Origin of the sequence: Klebsiella sp. GL120222-02 (assembly GCF_003097195.1) — a bacterium.
GTDB lineage: Bacteria > Pseudomonadota > Gammaproteobacteria > Enterobacterales > Enterobacteriaceae > Klebsiella > Klebsiella variicola.
In genome coordinates this window covers 183,014-200,039 of sequence record NZ_QEQO01000007.1, presented here as the reverse complement: position 1 = coordinate 200,039, position 17,026 = coordinate 183,014, and the positions used below count along the sequence as shown (strand labels likewise).

Genomic DNA, 17,026 nt, shown 5'->3' with positions numbered 1-17,026 from the left:
GGGCACCCTCTGAGGTGCCCGTTTGTTATTTATTTACTGGCTGGCGGTTCCACCGCCGGGCGCGCTTTTTCAAGATGCGCCAGGTCTACCGCGATATGGACCGTTTCATCAAGATACGGATCCGGCTCCTGGTAATCCTTCGGCAGGTCATCCAGTTTTTTCAGCAGCGGTTTGCCTTCGCGTTTCAGGCGATCGTTAATCCGCGCCAGACGAATCGCATCATCCTCTTCGTTCTCTTTCTCACGCTGGGCGTAGTTCAGAGAGACGATGTTACGCTTGTCCTTCATCGCGTTATAACGGGCAATATCCTTCATGATGTACTGGAACTCTGGATCCTGCGCGATACGCTCATCATGGCGCTTGAGCAGTTCCGGTCCAAACGGGGTCAGATCCCCGGACTTCACGTAGGTGGCTGCGTTGATACTATCCCACGGCAGCGCGTTGTCTTCATACTGCTCGCCGGTCTCACGATCTTCATTACCGGTTGGCATCATGATATCCGGCGTCACGCCTTTACGCTGCGTACTGCCGCCGTTAATACGGTAGAACTTCTGGATGGTGTACTGGACGGAACCTAACGCCGGCCAGTCCGGACGCAGCATCTGATCGTAGATACGATTCAACGAGCGATACTGCTGTACCGTCCCTTTACCGAAGGTCGGCTCGCCAACGATCAGCGCGCGGCCATAATCCTGCATCGCCGCGGCGAAGATTTCAGACGCCGAGGCGCTAAAGCGGTCAACCAGCACCACCAGCGGCCCTTTGTAATAGACCACGCCGTCGTTGTCGCTGTCTTCGCGGACCTTGCCATTGTTATCACGGACCTGCACTACCGGGCCGGACGGAATAAACAGACCCGAGAGCGATACCGCCTCGGTCAGCGCCCCGCCGCCGTTGCTGCGCAGATCAATGACGATGCTGCTGACGTTCTGTTTTTCCAGCTTCTGCAGTTGCACCTTCACATCATCGGTGAGACCAACGTAAAAGCCCGGAATATCCAGCACGCCGACTTTTTCTTTACCAACGGTTTTCACCGACATCTTCACCGCACGGTCTTCCAGACGGATCCGCTCGCGGGTCAGGGTCACGATACGCGTCTTGGCCCCTTTGCCTGCCGGCAGGATCTCAAGGCGCACTTTGCTGCCCTTCGGCCCTTTAATCAGCGCGACCACGTCATCCAGACGCCAGCCGATGACATCAACCATCGGCTTCCCGGTCTGGCCAACGCCAACGATACGGTCGCCGACGCTGATCGCTTTGCTCTTCGCGGCCGGACCGCCCGCCACCAGCGAATTGATGACGGTGTAGTCATCATCCATTTGCAGGACAGCGCCGATCCCCTCAAGAGAGAGGCTCATCTCAGTGTTGAACTGCTCGGTATTACGTGGAGACAGGTAGTTGGTGTGCGGGTCGATTTCGCGAGCGAAGGCGGTCATCGCCAGCGAGAAGACATCTTCGCTGTTGGTTTGCGCCAGACGACGGATCGCGAACTTATAGCGACGCGTTAAGGTGTCGCGGATCTCTTTATCGTCTTTGCCCGCCAGCTTCAGGCTTAACTGGTCAAACTTCACCTTGGCGTCCCACAGCGTGTTCAGCTCGGCCTCATCTTTTGGCCACGGCGCTTTGGAGCGATCAAGGTTAAAATTATCGTTGCCGGTAAAGTCCATCGGACGTTCCAGCACTTTGAGCGCATACTGATAGCGCTCAAAGCGACGCTGCTGCGCCAGGTTGTAAAGGTCGTAGAAGACGTCCAGTTTCCCGGTGCGCAGTTCGTCGCCGATTTGATCTTTTTTGGCCGCAAACTTCGCCACATCGCTGGCCAGCAGCACATTGTGGCTGTAGTCCAGCAGGTTCAGATAACGGTCAAAAATCTTTGCCGAGAAGGCGTTGTCGAGATCAAACTGACGGTAGTGAGAACGGGTAAAGCGCGACGTCACGCGCTCGCTCACCGTCGCGTGCTGCGGCTCTTCTTTCAGCACGGGTATTTGATCTGCACGGGTTATTTCATCAACAGCGAAAGCATGGCCTGCTATTGCCAGCAGGCCCGCAAGCGCGGTGATTTTAAAAAATGTGTTCATGCCTGGCCCGGCCTCCGTTTCAGAACACCAGGTGTTCTGCGCGTACAATCATTGACATACCAGAAGTCAGCTGTACACGAACGCCATCTTTGGTGATTTCCAGAACGGTGGCGTCCATTGCGTTATTGCCTGCTTTTACCTTCAGCGCCTGGCCGACGGTCAGAACGGAAACATCCGAAACCGGAGTATGACGCTCTTCACGCGGGGCTTTGGCCGCAACAGGACGCGGTTTACGCTGTTCAGCGCCTTCTTTACGACGCGGCTGCTGAGGACGTGGTTTACGCTCGCGGCGACCCCCTTCATCCTGCTGACCTGCGGCGGCGGCGGCTTCGCGTTTTTTCGCCTGCTGGGCAGCGCGCTGCGTCTGAACGCGAGCTTTCGCTTCTTCCAGCTGCTGGCGCGCATGGGCAATGTGCTGTTCTTCCAGTTCGCCGCACGGGTTGCCGTCCAGGTCAACGCGGATAGCGCCGGCTTTCACGCCGTACAGATAACGCCAGCTGGACGTATAGAGACGTAATGCAGCGCGAAGCTGGGTTTTGCTGAGGTTCATCTCACCACCCACTCGCTCAACGAGATCCTGAAAAATACCAATTTTCAGGGGGCGCGCTTCGCCTTCAGCGCTAAAGCACTGCGGGAAACGTTCGGCCAGAAAGGCGATAACTTCTTTACTGCTATTCAACTTAGGTTGATTTTCCATGAAATTTCCTGATTACAACGGACGTAGCCAACAAGCCGCAGGCATGAACAGGCGACATTATAATGACGTCCTCGCTAAATGCTACGTTATCCGTTGATTATCCCACGACACGGGTAAAGATTTTTTGATAATCAGTGGCCGCGATAAGTTTTTCCAGTTGCTCGACCAGCGTGCGCAACCCCTGCTCATCTTCAGCTGTGAAGCGGCCGTACGCCGTGCTGTCGATATCCAGCACGCCGATAATCTGGTCGTTCACGCGCAGGGGAAAGACAATTTCTGAATTACTGGCCGCATCGCAGGCAATGTGACCATCAAACGCATGCACGTCCTCTACGCGCTGGACCTGGGCTTGCGCCACCGCGGCGCCGCAGACGCCGCGACCAACCGGAATGCGCACACAGGCCAGTTTGCCCTGGAACGGCCCCAGTACCAGGGTATCGCCTTCCAGAAGATAGAAACCGGCCCAGTTGACCTCGCTCAGCCGCTCGAACAGCAGCGCGCTGGTATTGGCGATCATCGCCAGAAAACTGGTTTCACCTGCCATTAATGCCTGGAAATCGCGGTTCAGATCCGCGTAAAATTCTGTTTTGCTCATTATATCTTCACTTGGTTGTCTTACTGCCTGATACGTACAGCCTACTAAAATAAGCATTAAATGCGCTTAGGCTCAAGATGAATTCATTCATAGGTTAAGATAGTGGGATACATTCATTCCTGTACGTAATAAATGCCGATAAAAACACCAACGATTAAACCTGCGAAGAAGTTGGTCGTGCATGCCGTCAGCACACCGCTTCCCTATGCGCATTATCAGCGCTGTACGCAGTGTGACATGCTCTTTCGCTTACCGGTGCTTAAACGCAACCAAAGCGCCTGGTGCCCACGCTGCAACGCCAAGGTGCGCGATGGGCGCGACTGGTCGCTGACGCGTTTGGGCAGCATGGCCGTTGCGATGCTGCTGCTCATGCCTTTTGCCTGGTCGGAGCCTCTGCTGCGCCTGCACCTGCTGGGCGTGCGCATCGACGCCAACGTCCTGCAAGGGATCTGGCAGATGACCGCGCAGGGTGACCCGCTTACCGCCGCCATGGTGCTGTTTTGCGCGGTGGTCGCCCCGGTGCTGCTGGTGGTCTCGATTAGCTATCTCTGGCTGGGCAACGTGCTGGGGATGAACCTGCGCCCGGTGCTGCTGATGCTCGGCAAGCTCAAAGAGTGGGTGATGCTGGATATCTATCTGGTGGGTATTGGCGTCGCCACCATCAAGGTGCAGGATTACGCCTTTCTGCAGCCCGGCATCGGCCTGGTGGCGTTTATCTCGCTGACGCTGCTGAGCATCCTGACGCTTATTCACATGAACGTCGAAGAGCTGTGGGAGCGTTTCTATCCTGAACGGCCGGCGACCCGCGCCGATAACAATTTACAGGTGTGCACCGGCTGCCACTACACCGGCTACCGCGACGCGCGTGGCCGCTGCCGACGCTGCCACTCCCCGCTGCATCATCGCCGGCCGCAGAGCCTGCAGCGCAGCTGGGCGGCGCTGATTGCCTCGCTGATATTTCTCTTACCAGCCAACCTGCTGCCGATCTCGATCATCTATGTTAACGGTGCGCGCCAGGACGATACGATCCTTTCCGGGATCATCTCCCTTGCCAGCAGCAATATCGCCATCGCCGGAGTGGTATTTATCGCCAGTATTTTGGTGCCATTCACCAAAGTTATAGTGTTATTTACCCTATTGGTCAGCATACAATTCAAGTGCGAGCAAGGCTTGCGCACCCGCATCCTGCTGCTGCGGCTGATAACCTGGATTGGCCGCTGGTCGATGTTGGATCTGTTTGTTATTTCACTCACCATGTCGCTAATCAATCGCGATCAGCTCCTCGCTTTCACCATGGGGCCGGCGGCGGTTTACTTCGGCGGTGCGGTAATTTTAACTATTCTTGCAGTTGAATGGCTGGACAGCCGCTTACTTTGGGACGCACATGAGTCAGGAATCGCCCGCTTCGCAGACTGAAGCCAGAATAAAAACTAAACGCCGTATTTCGCCATTCTGGCTGTTGCCGGTCATCGCGCTGCTGATTGCCGCCTGGCTCATCTGGACCAGCTTTGACGACCGCGGATCGACGATTACCATCGATTTCCAGTCCGCTAACGGCATTGTGCCGGGGCGGACGCCTATCCGTTATCAGGGGGTCGAGGTCGGCACCGTCCAGGATATTAGCCTCAGTAAAGATCTGAGTAAGATTGAGGTTTCCGCCAGCATCAAACGCGATATGAAAGATGCGCTGCGCAAAGAGACCCAGTTCTGGCTGGTCACCCCAAAAGCCTCTCTGGCGGGGGTCTCCGGGCTGGATGCGCTGGTGGGCGGGAACTACATTGGCATGATGCCTGGCAAAGGTGAGCCCGAAGATCACTTCGTGGCCCTCGACACTCAGCCGAAATACCGCATCAACAACGGCGAGCTGATGATCCACCTGCAGGCGCCGGACCTTGGCTCCCTGAACAGCGGCTCGCTGGTCTATTTCCGCAAGATCCCGGTCGGGCGCGTGTATGATTTCACCCTGAATGCCAATAATCAGGGGGTCACCATCGATGTCCTGATCGAGCGCCGGTTTACCAACCTGGTGAAAAAAGGCAGCCGATTCTGGAACGTCTCCGGGATCAAAGCCGACGTCGGCCTGAGTGGGGCAAAAGTGCAGCTGGAGAACCTTTCTGCGCTAGTGAACGGCGCTATCGCCTTCGATTCACCTGCCGATTCGCAGGTTGCGGCGCAAAACGATGACTATCATCTGTACGAAGATCTGGCGCATAGCCAGCGCGGTGTGCTGGTCACCCTCGACCTGCCGGACGGCGATGGGCTGAAAGCAGGCTCGACGCCGCTGATGTATCAGGGGCTGGAAGTGGGTCAGTTAAGTAAGCTGAATCTTAACCCCGGCGGCAAAGTGACCGGCGAGATGACGGTCGACCCGAGCGTGGTGACGCTGCTGCGTGAGAAAACGCTGATTCAGATGAAGAAGCCGAAGATTTCCCTCGATAACCCCAGCGTCAGCGCCCTACTCACCGGCAATACCTTTGAACTGGTACCCGGTGAAGGCGAGCCGCGCAACCACTTCTCCGTCATGCCAGCAGATAAAGCGCTGCTGGAGGAGCCCAACGTCGCCACCGTCACGCTCTCGGCGCCGGAAAGCTACGGGATTGACGGCGGCCAACCGCTGGTGCTGCACGGAGTAAAAGTCGGCCAGGTGCTGGAGCGCAAACTGACGGCCAAAGGGGTGACCTTCCAGGTCGCGATTGCCCCCGAATACCGCGATCTCATTCGCGGTGACAGTAAGTTTGTGGTTAACAGCCGTCTGGATGTCAAAGTCGGACTCGATGGCGTGCAGGTGCTGGGGGCCAGCGCCAGCGAATGGGTTAATGGCGGGATCCGGGTCATTCCGGGAGAAAAAGGCGAAATGCAGAGCAGCTACCCGCTGTACGCCAACCTCGAAAAGGCCCAGGAAAACAGCCTGAGCGAAGTGCCGACCACGACCTTAAGCCTCTCAGCCGAGACCCTGCCTGACGTTCAGGCCGGCTCGGTGGTGCTGTATCGTAAATTCGCCGTCGGCGAGATCATCGCCGTCAAACCGCGCAAAGACGCTTTCGATATCGATTTGCATATCAAGCCGGAGTACCGCTACCTGCTGAGCAACAACAGCGTCTTCTGGGCCGAAGGGGGGGCGAAGGTCAAACTTGACGGCAACGGACTCACCGTTCAGGCCTCGCCGCTGGCGCGCGCCATTAAAGGGGCGATCAGTTTCGATAACCTCAATGGCAGCAGCGCCAACGCGCGGCTGAATAACAAACGTATCCTTTACGCTTCGGAAACGGCGGCGCGCGCCGTGGGCGGCCAGATCACCCTGCACGCGTTTGACGCCGGGAAGATGGCGGCCGGGATGCCGATTCGTTATCTCGGCATCGATATCGGTCAGATCCAGTCCCTGGAGCTGATCACCGCCAAAAACGAAGTGCAGGCGAAAGCGGTGCTCTACCCGGAATACGTCGGTACCTTCGCCCGGGCCGGGACCCGCTTCTCGGTGATCACCCCGCAAATCTCCGCCGCGGGCGTCGAGCATCTCGACACCCTGTTCCAGTCCTATATTAACGTTGAGCCGGGACGCGGGCCGGCGCGCCGCGACTTTGAGATCCAGGATACGACGATCAGCGACTCACGCTATATCGACGGCCTGAACATCGTGGTGGAAGCGCCGGAGGCGGGGTCGCTTGGCATCGGTACGCCGGTCCTGTTCCGCGGCCTTGAAGTGGGGACGGTCACTGGCCTGTCGCTGGGGTCAATGTCCGATCGGGTGATGGTGAAACTGCGTATCAGCAAGCGCTACCAGTATCTGGTACGCAATAACTCGGTGTTCTGGCTGGCCTCGGGTTACAGCCTCGACTTCGGCCTGGTTGGCGGCGTGGTGAAAACCGGGACCTTCAATCAGTTTATCCGCGGCGGGATCGCCTTTGCCACGCCGCCGGGTACGCCGCTGGCGCCGAAGGCCCAGGATGGCAAGCACTTCCTGCTGCTGGAGAGCGAGCCGAAAGAGTGGCGGGAATGGGGCACCGCCCTGCCGCAGTAACCCTCACAACGCCTTCTCCCGCACAGGCCAACGCCGGGGGCGGGAAGATAACCAAGCGCACGCCCCGGTGTCCTGCACCGGGGCGTTTGTGCTAAACTGCGCACCCTTTTTTTCTGTGGTGCGCTGCCTGTGGCTGAAAATACTGTCTATTTCCCTGAAGCGTTTCTCGCTCAAATGCGTGCGGCAATGCCCGCGCATCTCTCTTTCGACGACTTTATCGCCGCCTGCCAGCGCCCGCTACGCCGCAGTATTCGCGTCAACACGCTGAAAATCAGTGTGGCCGATTTTCTGTCTCTGGTCGCCCCGTATGGCTGGCAACTGACGCCGGTCCCCTGGTGTGAAGAGGGATTCTGGATCGAGCGGGACGGCGACGATGCCCTGCCGCTGGGCAGCACCGCCGAACATCTCAGCGGGCTGTTCTATATTCAGGAGGCAAGCTCGATGCTGCCGGTCGCCGCTCTGTTCGCCGATAACCCGCAGCCTGAACGGGTGATGGATGTTGCCGCCGCGCCGGGGTCTAAGACCACCCAGATTGCCGCCCGAATGGGTAACGCGGGCGGCATTCTGGCCAATGAGTTCTCCGCCAGCCGGGTGAAGGTGCTGCATGCCAACATCAGCCGCTGCGGCATCAGTAACGTCGCCCTGACTCACTTCGACGGCCGGGTTTTCGGCGCGGCCTTGCCCGAAACCTTCGATGCCATTCTGCTTGATGCCCCCTGTTCGGGCGAAGGCGTGGTGCGTAAAGATGCTGACGCACTGAAAAACTGGTCGCCGGAGAGCAACCTCGACATTGCCGCCACCCAGCGCGAACTTATCGACAGCGCCTTCCATGCCCTGCGTCCTGGCGGGACGTTGGTGTATTCGACCTGTACCCTGAATCGCGAGGAAAACCAGTCGGTTGTTCAGTGGCTGCTGTCCCGTTATCCGCAGGCGGTGGAGATCCTGCCGCTGGGAGATCTGTTTTCCGGCGCGGCCGATGCCTTAACCGCAGAAGGATTTTTGCACGTGTTCCCGCAGATCTACGATTGCGAAGGCTTCTTTGTCGCTCGCCTGCGCAAGACCGCGGCGATCGATCCGCTCCCGGCGCCAGGCTATAAGGTCGGCAAATTCCCGTTTACGCCGCTGAAGAGCCGGGAGGCCGCCGCGGTAACTGCCGCCGCCAGCGCTGTTGGCCTGGTGTGGGACGCAGGTCATACGCTGTGGCTGCGGGATAAAGAGCTGTGGCTGTTCCCGCAGGCTATGGAGCCCCTGTTTGGTCAGGTGCGTTTTTCACGCATCGGCGTACGCCTGGCAGAGGTGCACAATAAGGGGTACCGCTGGCAGCATGAGGCGGTTATCGCCTTTGCCGCGCCGCAGCGCGCCTTCGAGCTGACCCAGGAGGAAGCGGAGGAATGGTATCGCGGACGCGACGTCTATCCGCAGACCGCGCCGCAGCAGGATGAGGCCATCGTGACCTTCCAGGGTGTCCCGCTGGGTCTGGCCAAGCGCGTCGGCTCCCGTCTGAAGAATAGCTACCCGCGCGAACTGGTGCGCGATGGGAAACTTTTTGCCGGCAAGGTGTGACGCCGCGCAAAAAATGCGCACTTTTTGACTGGCGGTTTTCACCCCATTGACTACGCTGAAAAATGACGGCCTCAACTGGTCGTACCACAACTCAGCTGAAAAATGGGGTGAAGCGATGAGTAAAACCAATGTCCGCATCGGCGCGTTTGAGATAGACGATGCCGAACTGCACGGTGAACATCAGGGAGAGCGAACGTTAAGTATTCCCTGCAAATCCGATCCAGATTTATGTATGCAGCTTGACGCCTGGGATGCCGATACCAGCGTGCCCGCTATTCTCAATGGCGAACATTCCGTGCTCTACCGTAAACATTACGACCGCCAGTCTGATGCCTGGGTCATGCGCCTTGCCTGACTCAAATGAACCCGTCGCCTGAGACGGGTTATTTATTTCCCCGTCCCGCCGTCATCCCCTACACTAAAGAGTATGTGAACCCGAGCATGAGGCCTGGATGTTTGCCTTGGTGTTGTTTATTTGCTATCTGGATGGCGGCTGCGAGGACATTGTGGTTGACGTCTACCGCGAGGAAACGCAGTGCTTAGTGGCGATGGAGGATCAGCGGATCCGCCACGGCGGCTGCTATCCGATAGAAGATTTTATTGATGGCTTCTGGCAACCCGCCAGCGAATACAGCGATTTTTAACCTGCCGATTGCAGCGCCACCAGCGTCAGCGTTCCGCCAAACACGGCGCCCGTATCAATATAGTGTTGATTATCGCGTTCATAAGGCGTGCGAAGCGGCGTATGGCCAAACCAGAAATGGTCTGCTCCGGCGATGGCGCCATGACGTCCCGCCAGATGTTCGCTCAGGCGATGACGGCTCCATAACACCCGCTGGGGATCCACCGGCTGCTGCCAGCGATAGACTGGCGCCGGATAATCGGCATGGGCGATCACATGCCGGGCATCTGCACACCCAACTTCAATAATCAACGGTAGCCGCTGACAACGCGCTAACAGCCGGTCGGCTTCGGCCCGCTGCTGCGCGGTGCCCCGGCCATACCAGTCGCCGCCATTCATCTGCCAGAGTGCCATATCCCCGCTCTCCAGCGCCTCCAGCGCCATCTGTTCATGATTCCCCCGAACGGCCCTGAACCAGCGGCAGCGCAGCAGGCCGAGGCAGTCAGCGCTCTGCGGTCCGCGATCGATCAGATCGCCCACGGAAATGAGCAGATCGGCCCAGGGATCAAAGCGCAGCTGACGCAGGCGGCCCATCAGTAGCGCAAAGCAACCATGCAGATCGCCCATCAGCCAGATATTACGCCAGTCGCTACCATTAATACGTTGATACATATAATTACCTCTCTGCTGTAATTATAGGTAATTGCGCCGAATCCCCGTGATTTTTATTTACACCTCAATCGATTTTAAACAAACGGGAAATATAGTCGGCCAGAGGATTAAGCTTATCAGAAGCTCGCTTTAAAATAGGAGGAAATAACAACGAGGTGTTTATCGTGACAGACAATAGCCTGCATTCAACCAGCGTGCTTGCGCCGCGCTCGCATCTTATTGCCGATCTGGTGATGGGCAGACTAATACCTGCACCTATCTGGCGGCAGAAAAATTTTCGCCTTAAATTTCTGCTGCGTACGGCGTTATTTTATAGCCCCACCAAAGCAATGCTTGAGTCGCTTAGCGCCCGTGACGATTTTAATCAGCTTCTGACCGCGCAGGCGACCTTGCCGGGGAAAGTGCACCGTCAGTACCTGACGCGCGATCTTAACGCCTGGCAGAGGGCGATGGCGGTGATAAGTCATTATCGCTACATCGATACCCTGCAGGGGTCGCTGCTGGCGCATGCCATGACCGCGGTGAGCGAGGTCCCGCTGCTGACGCTGAACGGAAAAGACGACAGCCCGTTCACTCTCTCCGCCTCCTCAGCCGGGAAGGCTGAGCGCGAGGGCGAAACCACATTATGGCTACGCGACGGCGATCACACCCTGTTGGCCAGCGCAACCTTTAGCGTGACCTGGGACGGTGAAGCCTGGCAACTGGTCATCGGCGGCCTGCAGGGGCCACGGCGCCACGTTTCCCATGAGGTGATTAAGCAGGCCACTCGCGCCTGCTTCGGCCTGTTCCCGAAGCGCCTGCTGCTGGAGTTCATTTGGCTACTGGCCGCTCGCAGCGCTATCGAGTCGATTTATGGCGTCAGCGATAACGGCCATGTGTTCCGTGCCCTGCGCTATCGTCTGAGCAAGGGCCGCCATTTCCACGCCAGCTACGACGAGTTCTGGCAGTCCATCGATGGTAAGCCGGAAAGCGCGTGGCGCTGGCGGCTGCCGCAGCGTCTGGAACGAAAATCACTGGAGAGTATCGCCAGCAAAAAACGGGCCGAATACCGGCGTCGGTTCCAGCTGCTGGATCAGCTGGCTGAGCAGGTGGACATCCTGACGCAACCGCGTCATGGTGCGTAAATGTCGCTGCGGATAGCGCCGCGCTGACACGCGGCGTTTGCTTATTCGGTCGTTATTTCGCTACTATCATGGCCCCTGGCGCCATTGGATAGTGGTTGGCATGATGAGTAAAACCGAAATTTTCCTGCTGATTATTCTTGCGGTCATTCTGCTGGGCTGCGTATGGTTTATTTTTAGCGATGAAATTTGGCTTTTGCTCTGCTATCTCGAAAGTAAGATATATCCCACCTTTAACGTCCCTGAATAATTTTAGCCGCTGTAAATAGCGGCGCATTCGCTTATTATTTTTAGCGATACGGTCGTTCATTGATAGCTAATCGCATGAATTGCCAAACCTATTAGACTTTGCTTATTTTATTTGTCATACAAATGTGTATACTAGCAGGCTTCCGATGTTGGCCCGCCAGTTAACCTGCACGCCGGGCCTGGTTAGGTGCAGGTTTTTTCTTTTCTCTTTCCACCCCAGCTTCAGATCTCTCCTTCCCGACGCAACCCTTCCTCAGGATGCGATTTGTGTGTAAATGGATTGTGTATGCTAAAAACGGTGTGCTATAACGGGACATCCAGAGACCAGCCTGGGGTTTGACTGACATGATGTCGCTGGCTATTGCGAAAGCAGAAAGATACCGATAAAAAGAGACCGAATACGATTCCTGTATTCGGTCCAGGGAAATGGCTCTTGGGAGAGAGCCGTGCGCTAAAAGTTGGCATTAATGCAGGCTAAGTCGCCTTGCACTATAAGAATAGTTTAACGCGTCAGCTTTTCCAGTCCGTGGCCAATGTGGTCGTATAATTCCTGGGAAACGGCTGTCAGCCAGTAAAAAACCGCCACTGCCGTTATCCGGCAAGGGCGGTTTTTTTTATGCTATTACAGTAAGATAACGCGGAACGCTAGCAGAGCTTCTGCGCTCGCTCGATAAATGGCGCAAGGCTCATTTTTTGTCCCGGGTGCTGCGGATCGTCGATCTGGATCACCGAGATCGGCTGCGCGGTCGTCTTGCCGGCTTTAACCTGCTGTTCCGCGACGTCATTGAGCGGATACTGGACCAGCGTACTCGGGTTGATGGCGTAAAGCGCGTTACCCGGACGGCAGGTCAACATCACCTCTTCACGGTTGAACGCCCAACTCTCCTTCCCCACTTCAAAGCGGCTCACGGTGATAATTTGCGGCGCCGCCAGAGCAGCCCCGGAGCTTGCCAGTAACAACATGGTCAGAACAATTTTTTTCATGATTTTGCCAGTTAATTCAATAAGGTTCCCAGGTGGCAAACAGACTGACGGCCAGCAGCGCCAGCGCGCCCAGCCCTATCTCAGCCTGCGTGGTTCGCAGGATCAGGCTTTCCGCCCGCGAACCGCTTGCCGACATGCGCGGTACCAGAACATACCTGTTCACTAAGGCAATTACCACCATCCCGGCGACCAGCGCACATTTGATCAACAGCATGCGCCCCCAGGGCGAGGTTCCGATCACCGCCCCCTGAATCAACAGCGCATTGACCACGCCGCTGGCAAGGGTACCGGCCACCGCCAGATGTCCATAACGCGAAAAGCGCGCCATGGTATAGACCGCAGCCTGACGCCAGCGCCCCTGCGCCAGACGCAGGCAGTAGATGAAGGGCAACAGGCCGCCGAACCAGCTGGCGACGCAGAAGAGGTGGACGGCATGATTAGTCCGCTGCAGGGCGCCGAGTAAGCCATCGTGCATAGCAGCATGCCCAACCCCGGCGGAAAGCAGCAGCTGGGCCGCCAGCAGGGCCATCAGTTGCCTGGCGCCGTGATGGGGACGGATCCACACCACGGCGAGAGCAGTCAACGCCAGCAGGATCTGCCAGATCCACACCCCGCCGAAGCGGGTTCCCGCTACCGCCTGCCAAACGGCGGGCTGCCAGACATCCGCCCAGCCGTCGCCCATTATCCCCCCCTGCAGCAGATACAGCGCCACGGTTGAGAGCGCGCCAATCAACATCAGGGGGCGTAATAGCGGATAAAAGCGGTGCATCAGCACGCGCCTCAGCGGTACCGGCGCCCACCAGGCGCCATACAGCACGCAGCCAAAAGCCAACATCAGGGTGATAAAGTGCCCAAAACGCAGCGTGATATAGAGCCCGGTCAACATCGATCACTTCACGCTAAAAGTGTATTGCCCTTTGGTTTTATGGCCGTCAACCGAGACCACATGCCATGCTACGGTGTACTCCCCCGGAGACAACGTTTCCGCCAGGGGTAAGGTGACCTGAGCGGGGTTGTCAGCGCTGCGGGTCAGTTTACCGGCGGCTACCGCGTGCTGCTGCGGACCGGTGACGGTCACGCCGCTGAAGGCCGGTTCGATCCCTTCGGAGAAACTGAGCGTCAGCGTCTGAGGGGGCGCGGTCAGTTGGGCACCCGCGGCGGGGATCTGCTGTTGCAGGTGAGCATGGGCGAAGGCGCCTGCCGCGGTTAATATACCGGCAAACGCAACGGAGAGGCGCAACGCGCGTCCAGCGAGGAGTCGCATATTCGTCATTCCCTTTTGTTATGTCTGTAGGACAGAGAATAACCCTGTATAATGGCAGAGTCGAGCTAAGCGTCAGCGCCTCGACCGGGTTTACCAGCACACTGGAGTTAATAATGGAAAGAAATCTGGCCAAAATTTCGCAAGCTGAGATGGATAAGGTCAACGTCGATCTCGCCGCCGCCGGCGTCGCCTTTAAGGAGCGATACAACATGCCGGTGGTCGCTGATTTGGTCGAGCGTGAGCAGCCCGCCCATCTGCGCGACTGGTTCCGCGAACGACTGATCGCCCATCGGCTGGCCTCTGTCTCGCTTTCCCGACTGCCCTGGGAGCCGAAGCAGAAATAATGCGCGCCCGCCTGCTCCCCATCGGTTGGCAAGACCACCCAATTCCTTTACGCTTGTTGTTTTGCTCTGGAGCGAGCCATGCTGCGCGTCATTGATACCGAAACCTGCGGCCTGCAGGGGGGCATCGTCGAAATCGCCTCGGTCGATATTGTCGACGGGCGAATCACTAACCCGATGAGCCATCTGGTGCGTCCTGATCGGCCCATCACGCCGCAGGCGATGGCTATCCACCGTATAACGGAAGAGATGGTCGCCGATAAGCCGTGGATTGAAGAGATTATTCCGTATTATCTTGGCAGCCCCTGGTATGTCGCGCACAACGCCAGCTTTGACCGCCGGGTGTTACCGGAGATGAGCGGCGAGTGGATTTGTACCATGAAGCTGGCCCGCCGCCTGTGGCCGGGGATCAAATACAGCAATATGGGGTTATATAAATCACGTAAGCTGAATGTGGCGACCCCGCCGGGGCTGCATCACCACCGCGCGCTGTATGACTGCTATATCACCGCCGCGCTGCTGCTGGATATCATCAACGTTTCCGGCTGGACGCCTGACGAAATGGCCGATATCACCGGCCGCCCGGCGCTGCTCACCACCTTTACCTTCGGCAAATACCGGGGTAAAGCGGTGGCCGAAATTGCTGAAAACGACCCCGGCTACCTGCGCTGGTTATTCAACAATCTCGACCGGATGAGCCCCGAACTGCGTCTGACCCTCAAACACTACCTCGGGGAATAATCGTCACACAGCCGCTTTTCCCGGCAGTGTCCCCTGCGCCAGGGCAATGAAAAAGGCATACTCCAGGGCCACCCCTTCATAGCTTTTAAAGCGCCCGGATTTGCCGCCATGGCCGGAATCCATATCGGTACAGAGCAGCAGCAGGTTATCGTCGGTTTTCAGTTCCCGCAGTTTGGCCACCCATTTCGCCGGCTCCCAGTATTGCACCTGGGAATCGTGCAGTCCGGTGGTGACCAGCATATGCGGATAAGCCTGCGCCCGGACGCCGTCGTAGGGGCTGTAGCTTTTCATGTAGTGGTAATAGGTTTCATCCTGTGGATTCCCCCACTCTTCAAATTCCCCGGTGGTCAGTGGAATAGATTCATCCAGCATGGTGGTCACCACATCGACGAACGGCACCTGGGCTATCACGCCATGAAACAGCTCAGGACGTTCGTTAACGGCCACGCCCATCAGCATCCCGCCGGCGCTGCCCCCCATGCCATAGCAGAGCTGCGGATCGCCGTACCCCTGGGCCAGCAGCGCGTCACAGACGTCCAGATAGTCGTTGAAGGTATTTTTCTTACACAGAAATTTGCCGTCCTCATACCACTGCTGCCCCAGCTCGCCCCCGCCGCGGACATGGGCGATGGCGTAGACAAAGCCGCGGTTGAGCAGGCTCAGCCGGCTAGCGCTGAAATCGGCATCGATACTCTCGCCATACGAGCCGTAGCCATAGACCAGCAGCGGATTGCTCCCTTTGCGGAAATGGTCGCGATGGTAGACCAGCGAGACCGGAACCTCGACGCCATCGCGGGCGGTCACCCACAGGTGTTCGCTCTGGTAGCAGCTCGTGTCCAACCCCTTCACCTCCTGCTGCTTGATAACCCGCCGCTCGCCGGTATCCATGTCCAGTTCAAACAGGGTGTCTGGCGTGGTCATGGAGGAATACCCGTAGCGCAGGCGCGACGTTTCAGGTTCCGGATTATAGGCAAGCCAGGTGACATAGGCCGGATCGTCAAAGGCGATCCCTACCACCTCCCGGGTCTTGCGGTTAATTTGCCGCAGGCTGGTCAGGCCGCGCTGGCGCTCCTCGACGACCAGCCAGTCAGTAAACAGGGTAAATCCTTCGAGCATCACGTCGTGACGCGGTGGGATCAGCGTGGTCCACTGATCTTCATCGCGCAGCACAGTACGGTAGAGGCCAAAATTCTTCCCCTCGCGGTTGGATCGCAGATAGAACGCGTGCTGATAGTGATCGAGGCTGTATTCGTGATCTTTCCGCCGCGGCAGGAAGCAGACCGGCTCGGCGTCAGGCAGTTCGGCGTTGAGCAGTAATGCTTCACTGGTGGTGGCGCTGGAGAGATAAATCACCACGAACTGCTGGGAAGTGGTCTTATGTACGCTGACGTAGAAGGTCTCATCTTTTTCTTCATAGACCAGCACATCACTCTGCGCCGCGGTACCCACCGTGTGGCGCCAGACCTGATAAGGCAGCAGCGTGGTGGGATGTTTACGCACGTACCACACAAAGCGGGAATCATTGCTCCAGGCAAACCCGGAGGTAACATTTTCCAGGATCTCCGGGTACCATTCACCGCTGCTAAGGTTGCAGAAGCGCAGGCCATACTGGCGGCGGGAAAGATAATCCTCCGCCACCGCCATCAATTGGTTATTCGGCGCGACGCCCAGTCCGCCAAGGGTGTAGAACTCACTCTTCGCCGCCCGCTGGTTGCCGTCGAGCAGGATCTCCCACTCGTCCCACTCCTCTTTGAGCACCGACTGGCGCTGATAGATGGCGTATTCACAGCCCGGCTCGTAAACCTGACGGTAGCGAAAACCATTTTTACTGTAAGGGGCGGAGACTTCCCGTTGCGGAATGCGGTCGATAATTTCTTTCAGCAGACGTTCCTGCAGGCTGAGCTGCGAATCCATCACCCGCTTGCCATAGGCGTTCTCCGCGTGCAGGTACTCCAGCACGTCAGGTCGCGCGCGCTCATCGTCGCGCAGCCAGTAATAGTTATCGATGCGTGTATCGCCATGCAAGGTCATGGCGTGAGGGATCCGTTTGGCTTTAGGTGGCATGTTGTTCTTCTGCTGCT

Annotated in this window: 16 protein-coding genes and 1 pseudogene; 9 read left to right on the top strand and 8 right to left on the bottom strand. The window is 57.6% G+C overall.

Going from position 1 to position 17,026, the window contains the following annotated elements; translation table 11 throughout:
- Window positions 1-29: 29 nt before the first annotated feature.
- The 3 genes and pseudogenes from prc to N438_RS20335 form a co-directional block, all read right to left on the bottom strand.
- The gene (gene prc / locus N438_RS20345) at window positions 30-2,078 is read right to left on the bottom strand and encodes a carboxy terminal-processing peptidase (RefSeq protein ID WP_008804279.1); all 2,049 of its coding nucleotides are present in this window, start codon (window positions 2,076-2,078) and stop codon (window positions 30-32) included.
- Window positions 2,079-2,097: 19 nt separating this feature from the next.
- Window positions 2,098-2,775 (bottom strand): RNA chaperone ProQ, encoded by a 678-nt coding sequence (proQ, locus tag N438_RS20340; protein WP_022066247.1) that lies wholly within the window; start codon window positions 2,773-2,775, stop codon window positions 2,098-2,100.
- A gap of 81 nt (window positions 2,776-2,856) precedes the next feature.
- Window positions 2,857-3,370, bottom strand: a pseudogene (locus N438_RS20335) (GAF domain-containing protein).
- A gap of 132 nt (window positions 3,371-3,502) precedes the next feature.
- Between N438_RS20335 and yebS the strand changes: the two are divergent.
- The 5 genes from yebS to N438_RS20310 all read left to right on the top strand — a co-directional run bounded on the left by yebS (window position 3,503) and on the right by N438_RS20310 (window position 9,595).
- Window positions 3,503-4,786 (top strand): membrane integrity lipid transport subunit YebS, encoded by a 1,284-nt coding sequence (gene yebS, locus N438_RS20330; protein WP_039103966.1) that lies wholly within the window; start codon window positions 3,503-3,505, stop codon window positions 4,784-4,786.
- The gene (locus tag N438_RS20325) at window positions 4,755-7,388 is read left to right on the top strand and encodes a PqiB family protein (RefSeq protein ID WP_012967755.1); all 2,634 of its coding nucleotides are present in this window, start codon (window positions 4,755-4,757) and stop codon (window positions 7,386-7,388) included. Before yebS ends, N438_RS20325 begins: the two co-directional genes overlap by 32 nt.
- A gap of 129 nt (window positions 7,389-7,517) precedes the next feature.
- The gene (gene rsmF, locus N438_RS20320; protein WP_116696443.1) at window positions 7,518-8,951 is read left to right on the top strand and encodes a 16S rRNA (cytosine(1407)-C(5))-methyltransferase RsmF; all 1,434 of its coding nucleotides are present in this window, start codon (window positions 7,518-7,520) and stop codon (window positions 8,949-8,951) included.
- A gap of 115 nt (window positions 8,952-9,066) precedes the next feature.
- The gene (locus tag N438_RS20315) at window positions 9,067-9,306 is read left to right on the top strand and encodes a YebV family protein (protein WP_002911393.1); all 240 of its coding nucleotides are present in this window, start codon (window positions 9,067-9,069) and stop codon (window positions 9,304-9,306) included.
- Between the two features lie 97 nt (window positions 9,307-9,403).
- On the top strand, window positions 9,404-9,595 hold the full coding sequence (locus N438_RS20310; RefSeq protein WP_002911395.1) for a YebW family protein: 192 nt from the start codon (window positions 9,404-9,406) through the stop codon (window positions 9,593-9,595).
- Here the strand turns inward: N438_RS20310 and pphA are convergent.
- On the bottom strand, window positions 9,592-10,245 hold the full coding sequence (gene pphA / locus N438_RS20305; RefSeq protein WP_008804273.1) for a protein-serine/threonine phosphatase: 654 nt from the start codon (window positions 10,243-10,245) through the stop codon (window positions 9,592-9,594). The two genes, N438_RS20310 and pphA, sit on opposite strands and share 4 nt — an antisense overlap.
- Window positions 10,246-10,400: 155 nt before the next feature.
- On the opposite strand from pphA, the gene N438_RS20300 reads away from it, so the two are divergent.
- Both N438_RS20300 and N438_RS28320 read left to right on the top strand, forming a co-directional pair.
- Complete coding sequence (locus tag N438_RS20300; RefSeq protein ID WP_162493241.1) at window positions 10,401-11,369, top strand: VirK/YbjX family protein; 969 nt, start codon at window positions 10,401-10,403, stop codon at window positions 11,367-11,369.
- Window positions 11,370-11,472: 103 nt separating this feature from the next.
- Entirely contained in the window at window positions 11,473-11,616 is a 144-nt protein-coding gene (locus N438_RS28320) for an Ecr family regulatory small membrane protein (RefSeq protein WP_142762221.1), read from the top strand.
- A 644-nt stretch (window positions 11,617-12,260) separates the two neighbouring features.
- Here the strand turns inward: N438_RS28320 and N438_RS20290 are convergent.
- From N438_RS20290 to yobA, 3 genes are read right to left on the bottom strand one after another with little or no spacing between them, the layout of a single operon-like run.
- Complete coding sequence (locus tag N438_RS20290) at window positions 12,261-12,599, bottom strand: YebY family protein (RefSeq protein ID WP_008804271.1); 339 nt, start codon at window positions 12,597-12,599, stop codon at window positions 12,261-12,263.
- A gap of 16 nt (window positions 12,600-12,615) precedes the next feature.
- Entirely contained in the window at window positions 12,616-13,485 is an 870-nt protein-coding gene (copD, locus tag N438_RS20285) for a copper homeostasis membrane protein CopD (RefSeq protein ID WP_012541262.1), read from the bottom strand.
- Window positions 13,486-13,488: 3 nt separating this feature from the next.
- Window positions 13,489-13,863, bottom strand: coding sequence for a CopC domain-containing protein YobA (yobA, locus tag N438_RS20280; RefSeq protein WP_012541261.1), 375 nt, complete (start codon window positions 13,861-13,863; stop codon window positions 13,489-13,491).
- Between the two features lie 113 nt (window positions 13,864-13,976).
- Between yobA and N438_RS20275 the strand changes: the two genes are divergently transcribed.
- Both N438_RS20275 and exoX read left to right on the top strand, forming a co-directional pair.
- A complete protein-coding gene (locus N438_RS20275; protein ID WP_012541260.1) occupies window positions 13,977-14,207 on the top strand; it encodes a DNA polymerase III subunit theta in 231 nt (76 codons plus the stop codon).
- A 78-nt stretch (window positions 14,208-14,285) separates the two neighbouring features.
- A complete protein-coding gene (exoX, locus tag N438_RS20270) occupies window positions 14,286-14,945 on the top strand; it encodes an exodeoxyribonuclease X (protein WP_012541259.1) in 660 nt (219 codons plus the stop codon).
- A gap of 3 nt (window positions 14,946-14,948) precedes the next feature.
- On the opposite strand, the gene ptrB is transcribed toward exoX, so the two are convergent.
- Window positions 14,949-17,009 carry an oligopeptidase B gene (ptrB, locus tag N438_RS20265; RefSeq protein WP_012541258.1) on the bottom strand — a complete coding sequence of 687 codons (2,061 nt, stop codon included), beginning with the start codon at window positions 17,007-17,009 and terminating at the stop codon, window positions 14,949-14,951.
- Between the last annotated feature and the right edge of the window lie 17 nt (window positions 17,010-17,026).